Origin of the sequence: Candidatus Leptovillus gracilis (assembly GCA_016716065.1) — a bacterium.
GTDB classification, from domain to species: Bacteria; Chloroflexota; Anaerolineae; order Promineifilales; family Promineifilaceae; genus Leptovillus; species Leptovillus gracilis.
In genome coordinates this window covers 78,613-94,358 of record JADJXA010000011.1, presented here as the reverse complement: position 1 = coordinate 94,358, position 15,746 = coordinate 78,613, and the positions used below count along the sequence as shown (strand labels likewise).

Here is a 15,746-nt window from a genome sequence, read left to right as displayed (position 1 = left end):
CATGATGCGCACCTATGTCTTCGACGCCCGCGCGGCTACCGACCACTTCCCCGGCATCGGCCGCTATGTCTGCAACCTGGCCCAGGCGCTGTCGGCCCTGCTGGCCACCGACGAACGCCTGATTTTGCTGCGCGACCCGTCACGGCCGTCGCGCTGGCAGCTTCCCCCGTCGTCAGAACAGGTGCAGTGGGTGGATACGGCCGTTTCCCCCTTCGCGCCGGCGCAGCAGCGGCAAATTCCTAAACTGCTGCGCCAAATCCAGGCCGACGTTTACCACAGCCCTTATTACCTCATGCCCTATCGCCCCGGCGCGCCCACCCTGCTGACCTTCTACGACCTGATCCCCCAGCGCTACCCGCAGTACGTCTCGCTTCGCGCCCGGCTCCTCACCAGTCTGCTCACCAGGTTGGCGCTGCGAACGGCCGACCACATCGTCGCCATTTCTGAATTTACGCGGCAAGACGCGCTGGCCCTATACCCCATCCCGCCGGAGAAGATAACGGTCGTGCCCCTGGCCGCCGACCCTCATTTCCAACCCCAATCGCCAACAGAAATCGAGCGCGTTCGCGCCAGGTACAACCTGCCGCCCGGCTACGTGCTTTACCTGGGCATCAACAAACCGCACAAGAATCTGGTTAGTCTGATTACGGCCTGGAAGGAGTTAGCCGCACAGCTAACCGCCGCGCCGCAGTTGGTCATTGCCGGGGCATGGGATGGGCGCTACCCGGAGGCGAAAGAAACGGCCGTGCGCCTCGATCTCACAGCGCATATCACGTTTCTGGGGCCGGTAGCCGAAGGGGATTTGCCGGGGTTATACAGCGGGGCCGGGTTGTTTGTCTTTCCCAGTCAATACGAAGGGTTTGGGCTGCCGGTGATTGAAGCAATGGCTTGCGGCACGGCCGTCGCCTGCGCCAACGCTTCCAGTCTGCCAGAGGTGGGCGGGGCAGCAGCCGCCTATTTTGATCCGGCGAACGTGGCCGAGATAACGGCCGTTCTCCACCACCTGCTCACCGACAAAACAGCCCGCCAACGCCACCAGGCGCTCGGCTTAACGCAAGCAAAACAATTCTCCTGGCAAAAAACGGCCGCCGCCACCTTGTCCCTCTACCGCCACCTGAACACTGAACACTGAACACTGTCCCGCCGCTCACCCCATCAGCCCACCAACGGCAGTGGGATGCCAGAGAACATATCGGGAACGGCCGTTACCCGTTCAACCACCGGCCGATCCACCGCCACCCCAGACAAACTCCAGGGGCCGGTATGTTGGATGCGCACCTGAACCAACTTACCCTTCAGGTCACGCGGGTCATCAAAAAAGACCAGTTTGCTCTGCGGCGTGCGGCCGCGCCAGCGCTCTTTTGGCCGATCTTCCACCAGAACTTCCACCGTTTCGCCCAACCAACGGGCCATCTTCTTGTCGGCGATCTCTTTTTGCAGCTCTTCAATCAAATGAAAACGACGGCGCTTCTCATCTTCAGAAACGTCATCTACCATGCGCCGGGCGCTGACTGTGCCGGGGCGCGGGCTGTAACGGGCCAGATGCACTTTGTCCAGCTCCAACTCGCGCAAAATATCGTAGGTCTTTTGGAATTGGGCGTCGGTTTCACCGGGAAAACCGACGATCACATCATTGTGAATTGCCACGTCGGGCACAATGCGGCGAATGCGGCCGATCAGGCGGCGATAATCGTCGGCGGTATAGCCCCGTTTCATTGCCCGCAGCACATCATCGTCGCCAGCCTGGATAGGCGCCTCGATCTGCGGCATCACTTTGGGCAGATCGGCCACGGCGTGCAAAATTTTGTCGGTCATATAACTGGGATGGCTGGTCAGAAAGCGAATGCGCGCCAGGCCGTCTATGTCGTTGATCACCCGCAACAAATCGGCCAGATCAGGGCCGTCGGCCACGTCGTAGCCGTAGCGGTCTACAATTTGCCCCAGCAGCATCACTTCCTTCACGCCCTGAGCCACCAACGAACGCACCTCGGCGGCAATTTCGCCCACCGGACGGCTGCGCTCGATGCCGCGCTGCTGCGGGATAATGCAAAAGGAACAGGCATGGGAGCAACCATAGACCACGGACACCGGCGCAGCAACCAGCTGGCCGCGTTGGTCAGGGGGCAGGATGACTTCGCCATCTTGCCAGGCGTGGCGCTGGGCGTCGCTGGCCTGTTCAAAAGCCAGGTCGTCGCCCTGACGCAGATGGGCCACCAGAGGCGCGCCATCGGTACTCGGTTCCATGAAAACATCTACAAAAGGGAACCGCTTTTCCAGCGCATCGTTGCCGCGCACGCCCACGATGCAGCCCATGACGGCGATGGTCATATCTGGTTTTTGCTCTTTGAGCGGCCGTAGGTTAACCAGTTTGTTGTACGCTTTGTCTTCGGACTGCTGGCGCACGGTGCAGGTCTCCAGCACGACGACATCGGCCTCTTCCAGCCGCGGCGTGGCCCGATAGCCGATTTTCTCCAATTCGGTCGCCACGCGCCGGGCGTCGGCGTAATTCATCTGGCAGCCGGTGATCCAAAAGTGGTAGGTTTTGTTCATAGGTTAGTAGCCGTAAACCAAAGTCCGTATACCGTTTTCCGTTGGTGTTCGACAAAGTTAGCGCCTGACGGAATACGGAATACCGAATACGGGTATTAGACGTTGGCTGGTTGGTTGGTTGGTTGGTTAGCCAACAAACAAAAAGATTGGTGATCAAAGATTTAAGCTCAGGTTGACCCTGACCTGGCATCTCCGGTCCCCAATCTGCCGATTAAAATTGCTTCGGTTAAGTAAAAAGTGATTCTATCGCCGGTCTGGAGGGGCGTCAAGAAGTCGGCAACGGCCGTTGGCGCTTGCCGCAGCATCACCTGGAGGCGCAGCCGGGTATCGGGCGCGACGTGCATCCGGTTGGTCCAATTGTCGAAATCCATTTCCTTGCGCAGCGCTGCCTGATACTCCAGAGCTAACCCGGCGCGGCGATACTGCTCCAACCATTCGTTCAGGCTCAGGCAGCGGCCGTGACTGGGATCGCGCAGTTTCTCGAACGCATTCACGTAGCGGCCAGCCTGTCGCTGCAAGTCGGCCTTTTTGCCACGTAGATGGCTGCCGGGCACAACGTTGTCTACCACCACCAGCCGACCGCCGGGCGTCAGCAGCCGCACCGCTTCGGCCACAAAGCGCCCCACATCGGGGAAGTGGTGGGCGGCGATGCGGCAGGTGACCAGGTGGAAGCTGGCCGGGGGAAACGGCAGCGTTTCAGCGTCGGCCAGCACGGTGGTGATGTTGTCCAGATTGCGCTGCTGTGCGCCAACGGCCGTTTGCTGCAACATCTGCGGCGTAATGTCCACAGCCACCACCCGCTGCACCTGCGGGGCCAGAGCAAAAGCCATGTGGCCGGCCCCGGCTGCGATGTCTAAAACCTGCCAATCCGGCTGCGGCTGCGCCTGCTCCACGACCCGATTCAGGCTGTCGCCGCGCGCGTGAACCTGGCTGGTAACGTAAGCCACGGCGTTCGCGCCAAAAAATGTCTGCACCTGTTCCTTGCTCATGGCCCGGTTTTCTTGTTGATCCAGTGCTGCGTCACACAATAACCCCGCTCGTGGGCAAACACCCATTGGTAGCCGTATTCTGGGGCTACCAGCCCTGCCAGCCGCTCATTCACCGGGAAGGTAATCCAACGGCCGTCGGCCGACCAATCAGAGCGGGGCGAGAGGAAAAGCAGAGCGATTTGTGACGTATAGGTTTGCGTCTGGCCGGTGGCGATTTCGTACAAAGCCAGGGTGCGTGTATCCCCATCGAAATCGTTGTTGGCATCGCTGGTGGTTGCCAGGGAAAGCCAACGGCCGTCGGGCGAAAACCCAATGTCAAAATAAGGCTGCCCGCCAAACTCAAAGCGCAGCGCGGCAGACTCAGCGGCCACATCGTAAGAAAATAGATAGGTTCGCCGCCCCAGAGCATCCGTCGCCACCACAAACAACAAATCTGGGTGGGACGGGTGCGTGAGGACGTGGAGAATGGCCGCCGGCGCAAAAATATCATCAGGGACAAGTTGAAGAAAATTATCCAGAGTGAGGGCGACGCGCTGGTCACGGCCGTCTATCTGGCCCAGAACGACTTCACTGCCAGACCCTTCGGCAGCTGGGCGTACATAGCCAAATGTTGTCGTGTCCAGCCAGAAAGGGGAATAGCCCGCGCCTACAGCCGCCTCAGCAATTACCTGGGCCTGCCGGTCGCCCAGATATAACGCAACCGGCTCCGGCACGTTGAAGTCAAAAAAAATGCTCTCGCTGCCGAGGACATAAACGCTTCTTTGGAACAAATCAGCCTCAGCAACCAATGTGTGCTGCGCGTCCGGCGACCAGATTGGGGAACCCACAATTGCCAACAGATCACACACCTGGTCGTCACAGTGCTGTAGATCAATCAGCGCCGGAATGGTTTCGTCGTTCTCCAGGCCGGAATAAATGACCAGATAGCGGCCGGTTGGGTCTGTTTGTCCCAGCGAAAGAAACAGTAAACCGTTAGACGGCAGGGCCGAGAACCGCCCATCACGCCAGACTTCGGTATGCAGCGCTTCCTCACTGCTGTAAGGAAAACTTTGCAGCAGCCAACCAGAATCGTCCAAGAAAGGCACAATCAGGTTGTACCTGGTGCGGGTCAATACCTCCGTCCACATGCCGTCTGGTAGATCGTAGCGCCACAAAATGGAGTTGCTGTTTTCGTCGTAACTGCGGTTGGGCAGACACAAAAGCTGTAGGTCTTGGTCAGGAAAAGGGATGGGCAAAGGGGCCTGCTGCTGCGCCAACAACGTTTGGGTGTAAGCAAACTGCCACCACTCTTCATTCAGACTGCTCAACATCAAGGCGTCGGAGGCAAAGTAACTGCTGTCGCCAAAAGCGCGGCGCAGCCAACTGGACAGGCCGCGCGCTGGCTCCAAGTTTTGCAGCCAGGCGACGGGATCCACATTGGGGTGGATTTGCAGCAGAAAATCGGCCGCAGTGTACAAATGCCTGGATTCTTCGGGCTGCCAACCGCGCCAATCGTGATTGTCCCAGTACTCCTGCAAATCTTCGAAGGTTAGATTGTGGCGCAAGACGTTGGCGTACTCTTCGACGGTAACGGGCCAGGGGCGCAGGTCTATATGGCTGAGAATGTAATCGTTGAAAACCTGGAAGAAGGGGCCGTGGTGGCAGCATTGATAACCGGTGAGATGGGCAATGACGGCCGTTGCCACCTGCCCGCCATAGGCCCGATACAACGCCTCATAGCCGGCCTGATCTTGGGGCACGCCCAACAAGGTGGGCGCCGGCAAACTTAGCGCCAAACCGGCGGCCAACAGGTCAGTCCGGTCGGCCGCCGTCAACAGGCTGCTGGCATCGGAATCCAGCCGCAGCGAAACCTGGAGATCGTTCGGGCATTTCAGAGCGCTGTACGTGCGGCACAATTCATGCAGCATGGTTTCCAAATCGGTGGCTAACTGCTCGGCAACCACGGCGTCCCGGTCGGGATAAATCAGTTTGAGCATGTCGCCTTCACTCGTTACCCAACCACCCCAAAAATCGTCATCTGGCGGCGACAATAACCAGCGCTGGCTGCCGCGACGGTAAACGGCCGTTTGCGCCAGCGCCACCGTTGTCGTCAGTCCTGCCGGGGTGGTGATGACATACTCTTGGGGGTATTGCAGTTCGGCCGCATTCAGGTCAGGCGACAGCGCCAGGAAAATCTGGCCTGGCTCGACCGACAGGTCGGCCAGAGTCAACAGCAGCGGCGGTTGGGCTGGCAGCTGCCAGCCCCAAAAATCGCGGTCGGCCATCATACCGCCGCGCCAAACAGCCTCCTGCGCGGCTGTCCACGCGGGGTCGCGGCCGGAAAGCTGGGAAAGAAACAATTCCAGGTCTTGCCGGTACACGGCCGTTTGCACCAGGTTGTGGGTAGAGAGGATGTCTTCTTGCACGGCCGTCGTCGCCGATTCGATCTGCTGGCGCACCTGCCGGTAGACTACCCAGCCGGCCAACAACAACGCCGCCAGGATGAAGATAAGGATGGGCCACGGCCGTTTGCCCGGCTTTGGCGAAGGCGCAGGGAGCGGCGGCGGTTCACGCCAGACAGCGTCATCCTCTGTGCGCCAATCAAACTGGCTCATGGTTCCGCCTCATCCGCCTGTATGCAGGGGGCGGCCACCAGTGGCAACCACTTCCACAATGGCCCGGTTCAAAACCTGGCCGACGTAAGCCTGGATCAAAACCTGATAGCTCGCCTCGTCCACTGGCAGACCCACCAGGGAAGGAGCTGGCAGGGCAAAGATGGGGTTAGTCATGAACAAGTGTTGGGCGTCGGCCGCGGCCGCCAGACTAGACGGGTCCGTATCCAACCGCACGACCAACTGCCAGCCAGACGGACACACGGCCGCCGGTTCAAAGCGACACAACTGTTTGATTTCGGAATCCATCGCCTGCACCAGCCGCAAGGCTATGGCTTCATCACGCGCCGGGTAAACCAGCGTAACATAATAGCTTTCAGCCTGCTGCCAGGTACCCCAAAATTCGGCCGATGGCGGGGCCAGCAGCCAGCGCGTTTCGCCGCGGCGAAAGGTTAATGGATGAACCAGACTGACAGCCGAGCCGATAACGGCCGTCTGCCCATCAGCCAACAGCGGCGCATACTGCCGCTCCACCCCCATCTCCGCCGACTGCAAATCGGCCGATACCGTCACCGAAACGACTTCCGGGGCCGTCGGCAGCAAACTCAGGCCAAATGAGGACCGGTCCCACAGCAAATCTTGTTGGAACAAAGTTTGTTGGGCCACCGCCCACTTCGTATCCCGCCCGGACAAAAGTGTGGTAAACAATTCGACATCGGCCCGGCTTTCCGCCTGCGCCAGCAATGTCTGGCTGGAGAGGATTTCGGCTTCGACATTGGCGGTAACGGCCGTTACCTGCCGATTCGCCTGCTGCAGCAGCACCCACCCCACAATGCCCAGCACCAACAGCAGCAGCCACACCCGCGCCCAACGGCGGCGCGGCGCTGGTGGCAGCGGAGGTTGTGGCCGCGTATCTACCCACCCGGTCTCTTCGTCCGTCGTCCACTGGAAGTTCTTCGACATCTCGTTTTACCTTGGTCCCCGCCGCGTCATTCAAGACCTTATGCCATACAAAAAGCGATAAATCGCCTGCCCAACGTAAATCCGTTCGATGTACAACCGCGTCTCGGCAAAATCAACAGTCTCCTTAAATACGTCTATATCACCGCCGGCGGTGGCATACCAACGCGCAGCATTGCCCGGCCCGGCATTGTAGGCAGACAGAGCGGCGTGGGCATGACCGTCGAAGGCGTCTAACTGTTGGTCCAGGTAATAGGCGCCAAAAGCCAGCCCCACATGCGGTTTGTACAGGTCTTCATTGACAAAATTGGGCCAATTCAGCCGCTGGGCGATGTAGGCGCCGGTGTCTGGAATAACCTGGCTCAATCCCTGGGCGGCCGCGCCAGAGCGGGCAAAGCTCTCATACAGGCTTTCCTGGCGGATCAGGGCAAATTGCAGCAGCGGATCGTAACCATAGGAATCGGCCAGGGCCAAAATCTGGTCGGCGTAATAGACCGGGTATGAGAGCCGCCCAATAAACCGGGGCGCGTCGAAAACGGAGATGTTGGCCTGGGCCAAAACCGATGTAGCCGCCAGAATGGAAGAGCGATACAGCCCTAAATCGCGGAAATAAAGGGCCAACTGGTAGCTCCACAATGGATTGCCGGCCGCTTCCTGGCGCAGCGCTTCCAATTCCCGTTTAGCCGATTCCAACAGGCCCATGCGCCACAGCTTTTCACCGGTGATCAGGCGTTGATCATAGGCCAGCTCCGGGGCCAGGGTGCGTACCGGCGCATCTGGTTCCAGACCCAGGTAACCGCGCAGCCAGGCTTCGGCCTCATTCTGGGCAGTGGAATCGGCCGGTGGAATGACCAGCGCCGCCGGCCGGGCAAATGGTGGCGCTTCGGTCGCCATATCGTGGGCGCGGATGGCCCCATAGCTGGACAGGGTAGACGCGGCCGCCCGGCCGCGGACATCTTCATACAACTGGCGATAGCTGACGGTGCTGGTGACCGGCGGCGACGGTGGGGTGACTGTGGGCACGGCGCCCGGTTCTGGCGTGGGTAAGATGACGGCCGTCGCCCGTCCCTCGCTCGCCTCGGCGGCTATCATTTCCGGCAAAACCCGCAGCAGCCACAGCATACTTTCGTTGCCAAATTCGGCAAATGGGTAGGCGTTGGCCGCCTGCTGCCAGAGGGCGACGGCGGCGGCCCCATCGCCCAGGCCATAGGCCAGCCAGGCGGCCTCAAACAGCGCTTCCGGGGCGTCGGCGTGGCCGGGATAAGCGCGGGTCATGTTGGTGTAGGCCGTGACAGCCGCCGGAATATCCCCGGCGCGGCGCAGCAGCACGGCCGTTTGCCAGGCCGCCGACGGCGCATCCGCCCCGGCGGGATATTGTTCCAGGTAGGATTGGTAAGCGGCCAACGCCCCCGGCCGGTCGCCGGCCCGCGCCAGCATTTTGGCGCGTTCAATGGCCGCCAGCGGTCCATCGGCGGCAGCCAATTTGTCCAGTTCCACCAGCGCCGCCGCCAGGTCGCCAATCCCCTCGTAAGCGCGCGCCAGGTAGAGGTGGGTGTCGGGGCGGTAGCTTTCCGGGTTGTTGGCAATAACGGCCGTAAACGCATTCACCGCCGGTTGGTAAGACTGCGCGTTCAGGTTCACCAGCCCGCGCTGGAAGCTGTCTACCGGCACACCGGCGTTCACCAGCGCGACGAGGCCCTGGTAACTTTCATACGCGCCGGGATAGTCGCTGACGCCGCTGAGAAAGCGCTGGTAGGCGGCTTCGCTGTTACCGGTCAGCAGCTCGGCGCTGCCCGCCAGATAAGTCATCTGCCCTTTGGTGGCTTCGGTTTGGGCCTGGTCGCGGGCGGCGTCGTATTGGGCGATGGCCGCCGGGTAGTTGGCGTCGGCCAGGTAAAATTCGGCCAGCTTCAGGCGGTTGGCAACGGCCGTCAGGCGATGGGCGGGAGCTTGTACGGCCGTTTCATAAGCCGCCAGCGCCGCCGCCCGGTCGCCCAGAGCCAGATAATTGTCGGCGATGATGGGAGCAACGTAAGCGGCCGTGTCGCTGTTGGCGTCCAGATAGGTCTGGTAGGCTGTGACAGCCTGGGCGTACTGGCCCTGCGCCTGATACGCCTGCCCCAACATAAAATGGGCGGTGGGAAAGGCTGCGGCCGTCGCGTCAGCTAAAAGCTGGTTGAAGGCGGTGATGGCTTCGGCGTAACGGCCGTCTTGCAGGTGGGCGACGGCCAGGTTGTACTGCGCCTCCTGCCGCTGCGCCGGCGTCAGCGCATCGGCGGCGGCCAGACTGGCGGCAAATTGGGCGGCGGCGGCGGCATAGTCGGCCACCTGCAGGGCTTGCTGCCCAAGCTCCAGGCGTTGGGCGGGCACAGGTGTAGGACCAACCGGGTCGGCTGGTGGGGGAATTGTGGCGCTGCTGGTATTGGCCGTGTTGGCAGCGACGGCCGTATCCCCGCCCGATCCACCCGAACTGCTCGCCAACGGCGTTACCGGCGGCGTGGGGATGCTGCCCAACGCGCCGCTGGCCAGGGTTGGCGTGGGCGGCAGGGTGGCGGTGGGAGCAAAAACAAGCGGTTCCGGCGGCGCTGCTTCCTGAGAACAGGCAGCCAGCAAAAGCAAAGCCGCCAGCACCAGCGGCAAGACCCTGAGCGTTTTGCCGACCCTCAGAGTCTCCAGAGCGAACCTTGTGTCATTCCTCATGCGTTGGCAATTGTTCATCATACGTTGTTTCTTTGCGCTCCCGAACCATCTGCCCACCGGTCAGCAGTTCAACCCCCAGGTAAAGAGGCACGGCCTGGGAAATGAACAGCCAGACCATGGCCACGGTGATGACCGCTTTGGCGCTCTCTACCTGCTGGCCGATCTGCCCGCGCAGCAGGCGCAAGCTGTCGTTGGTGGTGGTGACCAGGCGGATGTATTCACGGATAAGGGGATCAAAGTCGCCCAGGCGGCTGTTGATCACCCCCAGGTCGGTGGAGAGGGTGCGCATGTCGTTGGTGATGGTTTCCAGATTAACGGCCGTGTCCTCTAAAGATGCCTCCAGGCTGCGCAAACGGTCGGGCAGGTCATCCAGGCTGCTGCCAATCTCCAGCACCGCCGCGTCAAAGGGCACAATCGGGTTGTAATTGATGCCCAAGTCATACTGAATAGGAAAGCCCAAAATGGAGGTGTCTATCTTAAAGCGGTTCAGGGTGGTCAGGGTCAGGTCAATGGCTCCGGCGGCCTGAGCGGCGTTGGGGATGGCTGCCTGAAGAGTTTCCACGCTGCGCGGCAAGTCTTGCCCGGCAATGGTGGCGACATTCGCCAGCAGGGGTTGGGAATCTTGCAGCGAGTCGGCGACATGGGCCGAGGTGGTTTGCACGGTCTGCAACCCGGTGTTTACGTCGGCGATGGTTTGCTGCGCCAGGACCAGGGAGTCGGCGATGGTTTCCAGGCTGTCTATCGCCAGGGTTAAGCCGCCGGCGACGCCGGCCGACAACCCATCCAGCGTGCTGCGGCCGACCCGCGCCCCAATCACGCCAATGACCATCCCACTGAGGCCGATGCCAATGAGTACAAAGCCCAAAATTCGTCGAAGGAGTTGATTCGTTGTCATGCGTTATCCGTCAGGAGAAGTATTCAGTGTTCAGTGTTCAGTATTCAGTGTTCAGTGGTCAGTGTTCAGTGAGAGGTCGTTACTGAATACTGGATACTGACAATTGGTTACGGTGTAGATAATGCCTCAGACACGGCCGTGCGGTCGAGGATTCCGCGCCTTTCTTTACTATCTGCTAATGCCCGCCACAGCCGTTGGAAGGCGGCATAGGCCGGGCCGGCGTAGGGGCCAGGCGTCTCGTCGAACGGGGTGACGGCTTCATAAGCGGCGCGAAAATCGGCCGAGAGCAAGGCCGGGTCGGTGGCGGCGCCGCCGGGCAGAAAAGGCAGCCCGGCAGCGGCGTAAATGGGGGCGGCAGCGGCCGTTGTCGCCTCATCCCAATGCCCAATCACCGCCAACACCTGCGGGTCTAAGACCAACGATTCGGCCACCTGCGCCGCCAGGTCAGGGTCGCCGCTGTCGTCCAGGGCAACCAGGGCGACGCGGGATCCGCCAATGCCACCGGCCGCGTTGATTTCGCGCACGGCCAGCCGGGCGCTGTAGATCACGTCATAGCCAATCGCCCGGTTCTGCCCTTCAAACGGGCCGACCAGCCCAATTTTCACCACCGGGTCCACGCTGGCGCAGCCCACCACCAGCAGCAGAACGACGAGCAGCAAGCCGCGCGCGGCGCGTCTGCCGGCCAGCGGCCATCGGCCACCCGCGCCATCATTGGCATTTTTGCGCATGGGCCAGATGCTCCTCGAAGGTGATTGAAAAAACGTGCTTGCCGAAGGTGTCCGACTGGCAGTCTACGACAAAAAAATAAAAGCCGCTGGGGGTCGGATTGGCAACCGCTTGCAGCGAACCGAGGCTGGGATTGGCGATGGGTCCTGGCGGCAGGCCGGGATACAGGTAGGTGTTGTAGGGTGAATCTACCTCCAGGTCACTGAAGAAAAGGGGCACTTTCCACCAGGTCTGGCTGGTCGGTTGATAGCCCAGGGCATACTGCACAGTCGGATCGGCGCTGAGGGTCATGTTGATGGCTAAGCGATTGAGGAAAACGCCAGCGATTAACGGCCGTTCCTCGGCCAGCACCGCCTCGCGCTGCACAATCGAAGCCAGCGTAACCGCCTGCAACATAGACAAACCCTGCGCGCCATACGCCTGGCGCATCGCCGGGGTCACACGCTCGCCAAAGGTAGACAACATCAGGTTGATCAGATAGGCGGCGTCGGCGTCCAGCGGCACGCGATAGGTGTCGGGGAAGAGGAATCCCTCCAGGCTGACAGCAGCGGGCAAACCGGCCAGGAAGGGGTAGCGGGAGAGGTCGAACGGCCGTTCGCGGCGTACAATCGCCAAAAATTCGTCCGGGTCAATCTGCGCCGGGCGTGTCACGGCCAGATAGTTCGCCATTTCTTCGGCGCGCAGCCCTTCGATGAAGCGCAGTTCGATGTCGCGGCCCATCGCTTCCGTCAGAGCAACGGCCAATTCAGGCACGGTCAGCTGCGGCGGCAGGGTAAATTCGCCGGCCGCCAGCCGTGAGTCCAGGCCATAAAACCGGGCATAGTTGATGAACAGGGTCGGGTCGGTGAGCAGATTGGCGGCAGCCAGATTGTTGGCGATGGCAGCGGCCGTTTCGCCCGACGCGATGGTGAAATTGACCGGGTTCACGGCACTGCCGGCCGAGGCTTGCAAACCCTCGGCGTTGAGCGACAGATAGGTTTGCAGGTACAACCGTTCGCTCAGGCTGAGGTTAGGATTGCCGCCCTCCAGGCGCACCCCGCCAGAGGCAACGCCGCGCCACTGGCCGTAGAGGACAAACACGGCCGTTGCGCAGCCCACCACCACCACAAACAACAACACCACCCGCAGCAGCAGGGCAAACGGGCCAGGTTTTTGTGAATACGGCTCTTTATGAGTGCGGATTTCGGATTTTGGCTTGCGGATTTTAGACCTCCGTTGATGAGTGATGGGCATGAAGGTCAAGATAGGTTTGTAGAATAAGGGTGGCAGCGACAGCATCCACGTTGCGGCGGATTTTGCGCCCGGTTTGGCCGCGAACGCGCAAGCTGTTTTCCGCCTGGACAGTGGTGAAGGCTTCGTCGGTGAAAACGATGGGCACGTTCAGATGCTGGCCTAAATCGGCGGCGTAATCGCGCACCCAGGCCGCTTTTTCGCCCTCAGTGCCATCCAACATCATCGGCAGCCCGACCACCAGCAAATTAGCCCGCTGCTCGGCCAAATAACGGCCGATGAGGGCAAAATCGGCCGCCCGCGAGGTGCGCTGAATCACACCCAGGGCGGTGGCGATGGTGCGGGTGGCGTCGCTGACGGCCACACCGATGCGCTTTTCGCCCAGGTCCAGGGCCAGCACGCGCCCTTTAATGGCAAATGGGTCAGAGTTCAGGGGTCTTTCGTCTTGCGTCATGGGGTAAGGATGGCATAAAACGGCCGTTTAGACCTGTGCGATCACCCTACGCTTCTTATTCAGCCGGCCTGATCTGTGTCTGGATGCGATTGGGTACGTAGGGCAGACGGTTGAACCAATTGGGCCAGACCCTTACTTCGGGCACGGCGCGCAGCGGTAGTTGTTCATACAAATAGGCAATTGCCAGGTCTGGCGGCTGGCCGGAAATCGCCGATAACACGGCCGTCAGGTCCAGTTCGGCCGCCGCCAGGACCTCGCCGGTCAGCTCAAAGGTGACACGGCCGGTATCATCTACCGCCAGCACATTGCCGCGGGTGTAACGGATGCTGTCGGGGACCAGGACATAGCCTTCGGGCACGGCGGCGGCCAAAGCCTCATACACAATCCCAGAGGCGGCATTGGCGTTAACGGCCGTGCCCACCACATCCGCCCGCACCTCCAGCGCCAGCCGGTCGGCTCGCTCGCCGGGAAAATGGGAGTAGGTCTCGCTGCCCACATTGGCCACCCGCACCGAATCGCGCGCCAGAAATTCAAAGGGCGTCGTCTGCGCCTCCATTTCTGTCGCCGAGACGACCTGTAAAAATTGCAGCACTTGCGCCCGCAGCCGTTCCTGATCGGCGGGAGCCACCGCCTTTTCTTCGCGCACGCCGCCGCCCTCAATGGCCGCCAGATTGCGCACTTCCAACTGCACCGCCAGCGCACCCTCTACGGTATTAACCAGATTGACGGCCACGTTGCCCTGCGGCCCCGGCTCAATGGCGACCACGTCTACTTCGGCTGTACCCCCTTCCACGCCGGGCACAACCACCTCGGCCAGGGTCTGAAAGACGACATTGCTGCCGGCCGAAGTGCGCACCCGCGTGCCAGCCGGCACAACCACATCCTGTTCCAGCCGGTTGACAAACACCACTTTGCCTCTGGCCGAGGCGCTGGGCACTTCGGCCACGCCGCTGGTGGCGGCGTCAGCCTGCCACACCTGGTTGGTAGACAAAATGCGGGCGGGCACGGCGGAACGGCCGTAATCCACAGCTTCCAGCGCCGGGTCGGCCACGATTTGTTGGGTGATGCGAATGGGAATGACTTGGGGTCGCAGCGTCACGGTTGCCCCCGGTACGGCGTAAGAGGCGGCCACAACCAACACAGCCAGGACGATGAAGAACAACAAGATCGCCGCATAGCGAAAAATCCACAGGCGTGGGCTGCTCAGGGGCGCCAGGCGGCGACGCGCTTCGCGCCGGTCGCCCGCGTCCATTTGCGCCGGACGCAAATCGGCGGCCGTGACGCCGCCGACTGTGGGCAGCCCGACCACTTCTGCCCGGCGGCGGCCGCGCCACCAGCCGCGGCGGCTGCGCTGTGCCGCCTCGATGGAAACGAACACAGGCAGGCCCAGCGCTTTGGCCTGGCGGGTGATGCTGGGAACGGCCGTGATCAATCCTACTTCGATGCGCCGCCGGTCGGCGTGGCGGCGCAGGCGCACCAGGTCCAGCCCTTCACGCAGCACCCCGCCGTCCTCCGGCAGCGCCAGTACCATCCGCTCTTCCCCGGCCCAATCCAGCCGGTCGCAGATAGAGGTAATGTCGTCGTCGGAATCGAGGGAGATGATTGTGAGGTCCGTCTGTTTAAGCATCTGCGGTCATTCCTTGCCCAGTATCTTACCATTTTTCTGGCCGTCTGCCGCAATCACGTGCCGAACTTCATCCATTGGGCTGCACCAGCACATCGTATGGCAGCGCCGGGACCAACTGCAGATTGCTGCGGTACATTTCGACACGGCCGTTAACCTGGACACGTGTTCCCGCTTCACCCAGGGCGACATTGTTGGCAATACGCTCCAGCACGTTACGCCAGATCAGCACCACAATTTCGCCCGATTCGTCGGCCACAAACAGCTTGACGCTGCTGCTGGTACTCTCCAGGCGGATAATTGCGCCGCTGATCTGGGCCAGTTCGCCGACATGTTGGCCCAATTCGCCGATGGGCCGCACCGGAGCAAATGGGCCGCCGGCGGTGGTCACTTTCACATCACCGCCAAAATCGGGCACGATTTGCCACTCGCCTTCGTGCTGTTCCACCAGGCCGGTGGCGCGCACAACGGACCCCACGTTTAACCTGGGGGCGTCCCAGGCGTCGTCGTAGACGTTGTGCCACAGCAGCAGGGTTGCCCGGCCGGTCCCGTCGTCCAGCGTGAATTTAAAGCCATGGCTAAAACTGGCGGTGGCGATGATACGGCCGTTCACCAGCAACTCCTGTCCGGCAAAATTGGGTAGATCAGACAAGGGCACGGCCGTCGGACGTGGCGTTGGGCTGGGTTGGGGTGCGGCCGTTGCCGTTGCCGTTGCCGTTGGGCTGGGGGTAGCGCTGGGCGCGGCCGTCGCCGCTGCTGCTGCTGTGCTGGTGGCGCTGGCCGCAACCCCAGGCGTAGGGCTGACCGAAGCCGTTGGCGCTGTGGTCGCCTCGGCTGGCGCAGCGGTGGGTGAAGAGGTGGTTGGGGTGGGTGATACGGCCGTGTCCGTCACCTGCGCCAACGGCGGCGGCGTTGGCGCATCCTGAGCGGCTGAGGCACAGGCGGCCAGGGTGCAAATCAACAACAACCAGAACACTACATGAAATTTCATGGCACGATTTCCTCCTGCCAATTATTTTAGCATTCT

Annotated in this window: 12 protein-coding genes; 1 reads left to right on the top strand and 11 read right to left on the bottom strand. The window is 61.4% G+C overall.

The features are described 5' to 3' along the window. Nucleotide 1 precedes the first annotated feature (1 nt). A complete protein-coding gene (locus tag IPM39_21515) occupies nt 2–1,132 on the top strand; it encodes a glycosyltransferase family 4 protein (protein MBK8988615.1) in 1,131 nt (376 codons plus the stop codon). Between the two features lie 23 nt (nt 1,133–1,155). Here the strand turns inward: IPM39_21515 and miaB are convergent, their stop codons facing one another. From miaB to IPM39_21460, 11 genes are all read right to left on the bottom strand, one after another. Continuing rightward, nucleotides 1,156–2,550 carry a tRNA (N6-isopentenyl adenosine(37)-C2)-methylthiotransferase MiaB gene (gene miaB / locus IPM39_21510; GenBank protein MBK8988614.1) on the bottom strand — a complete coding sequence of 465 codons (1,395 nt, stop codon included), beginning with the start codon at nt 2,548–2,550 and terminating at the stop codon, nt 1,156–1,158. A gap of 167 nt (nt 2,551–2,717) precedes the next feature. Continuing rightward, nucleotides 2,718–3,539, bottom strand: coding sequence for a methyltransferase domain-containing protein (locus tag IPM39_21505; protein MBK8988613.1), 822 nt, complete (start codon nt 3,537–3,539; stop codon nt 2,718–2,720). After that, complete coding sequence (locus IPM39_21500; protein MBK8988612.1) at nt 3,536–6,133, bottom strand: hypothetical protein; 2,598 nt, start codon at nt 6,131–6,133, stop codon at nt 3,536–3,538. Before IPM39_21500 ends, IPM39_21505 begins: the two co-directional genes overlap by 4 nt. A gap of 9 nt (nt 6,134–6,142) precedes the next feature. Then, a complete protein-coding gene (locus tag IPM39_21495; GenBank protein ID MBK8988611.1) occupies nt 6,143–7,093 on the bottom strand; it encodes a hypothetical protein in 951 nt (316 codons plus the stop codon). Between the two features lie 30 nt (nt 7,094–7,123). After that, entirely contained in the window at nt 7,124–9,811 is a 2,688-nt protein-coding gene (locus IPM39_21490) for a tetratricopeptide repeat protein (protein MBK8988610.1), read from the bottom strand. Next, nucleotides 9,780–10,685, bottom strand: a complete 906-nt coding sequence (locus IPM39_21485; GenBank protein MBK8988609.1) for a hypothetical protein — start codon at nt 10,683–10,685, stop codon at nt 9,780–9,782. Before IPM39_21485 ends, IPM39_21490 begins: the two co-directional genes overlap by 32 nt. Before the next feature lie 107 nt (nt 10,686–10,792). Further along, complete coding sequence (locus IPM39_21480) at nt 10,793–11,413, bottom strand: ABC transporter substrate-binding protein (protein ID MBK8988608.1); 621 nt, start codon at nt 11,411–11,413, stop codon at nt 10,793–10,795. Continuing rightward, on the bottom strand, nt 11,394–12,644 hold the full coding sequence (mltG, locus tag IPM39_21475) for an endolytic transglycosylase MltG (GenBank protein ID MBK8988607.1): 1,251 nt from the start codon (nt 12,642–12,644) through the stop codon (nt 11,394–11,396). The genes IPM39_21480 and mltG overlap by 20 nt, the downstream gene beginning before the upstream one ends. Further along, nucleotides 12,616–13,095, bottom strand: coding sequence for a Holliday junction resolvase RuvX (gene ruvX / locus IPM39_21470; GenBank protein MBK8988606.1), 480 nt, complete (start codon nt 13,093–13,095; stop codon nt 12,616–12,618). The genes mltG and ruvX overlap by 29 nt, the downstream gene beginning before the upstream one ends. A gap of 55 nt (nt 13,096–13,150) precedes the next feature. Next, nucleotides 13,151–14,722: a baseplate J/gp47 family protein gene (locus tag IPM39_21465; protein MBK8988605.1), complete on the bottom strand. Its 1,572-nt coding sequence runs from the start codon at nt 14,720–14,722 to the stop codon at nt 13,151–13,153. Nucleotides 14,723–14,789: 67 nt separating this feature from the next. After that, nucleotides 14,790–15,710: a hypothetical protein gene (locus tag IPM39_21460; protein MBK8988604.1), complete on the bottom strand. Its 921-nt coding sequence runs from the start codon at nt 15,708–15,710 to the stop codon at nt 14,790–14,792. Nucleotides 15,711–15,746: the final 36 nt, after the last annotated feature.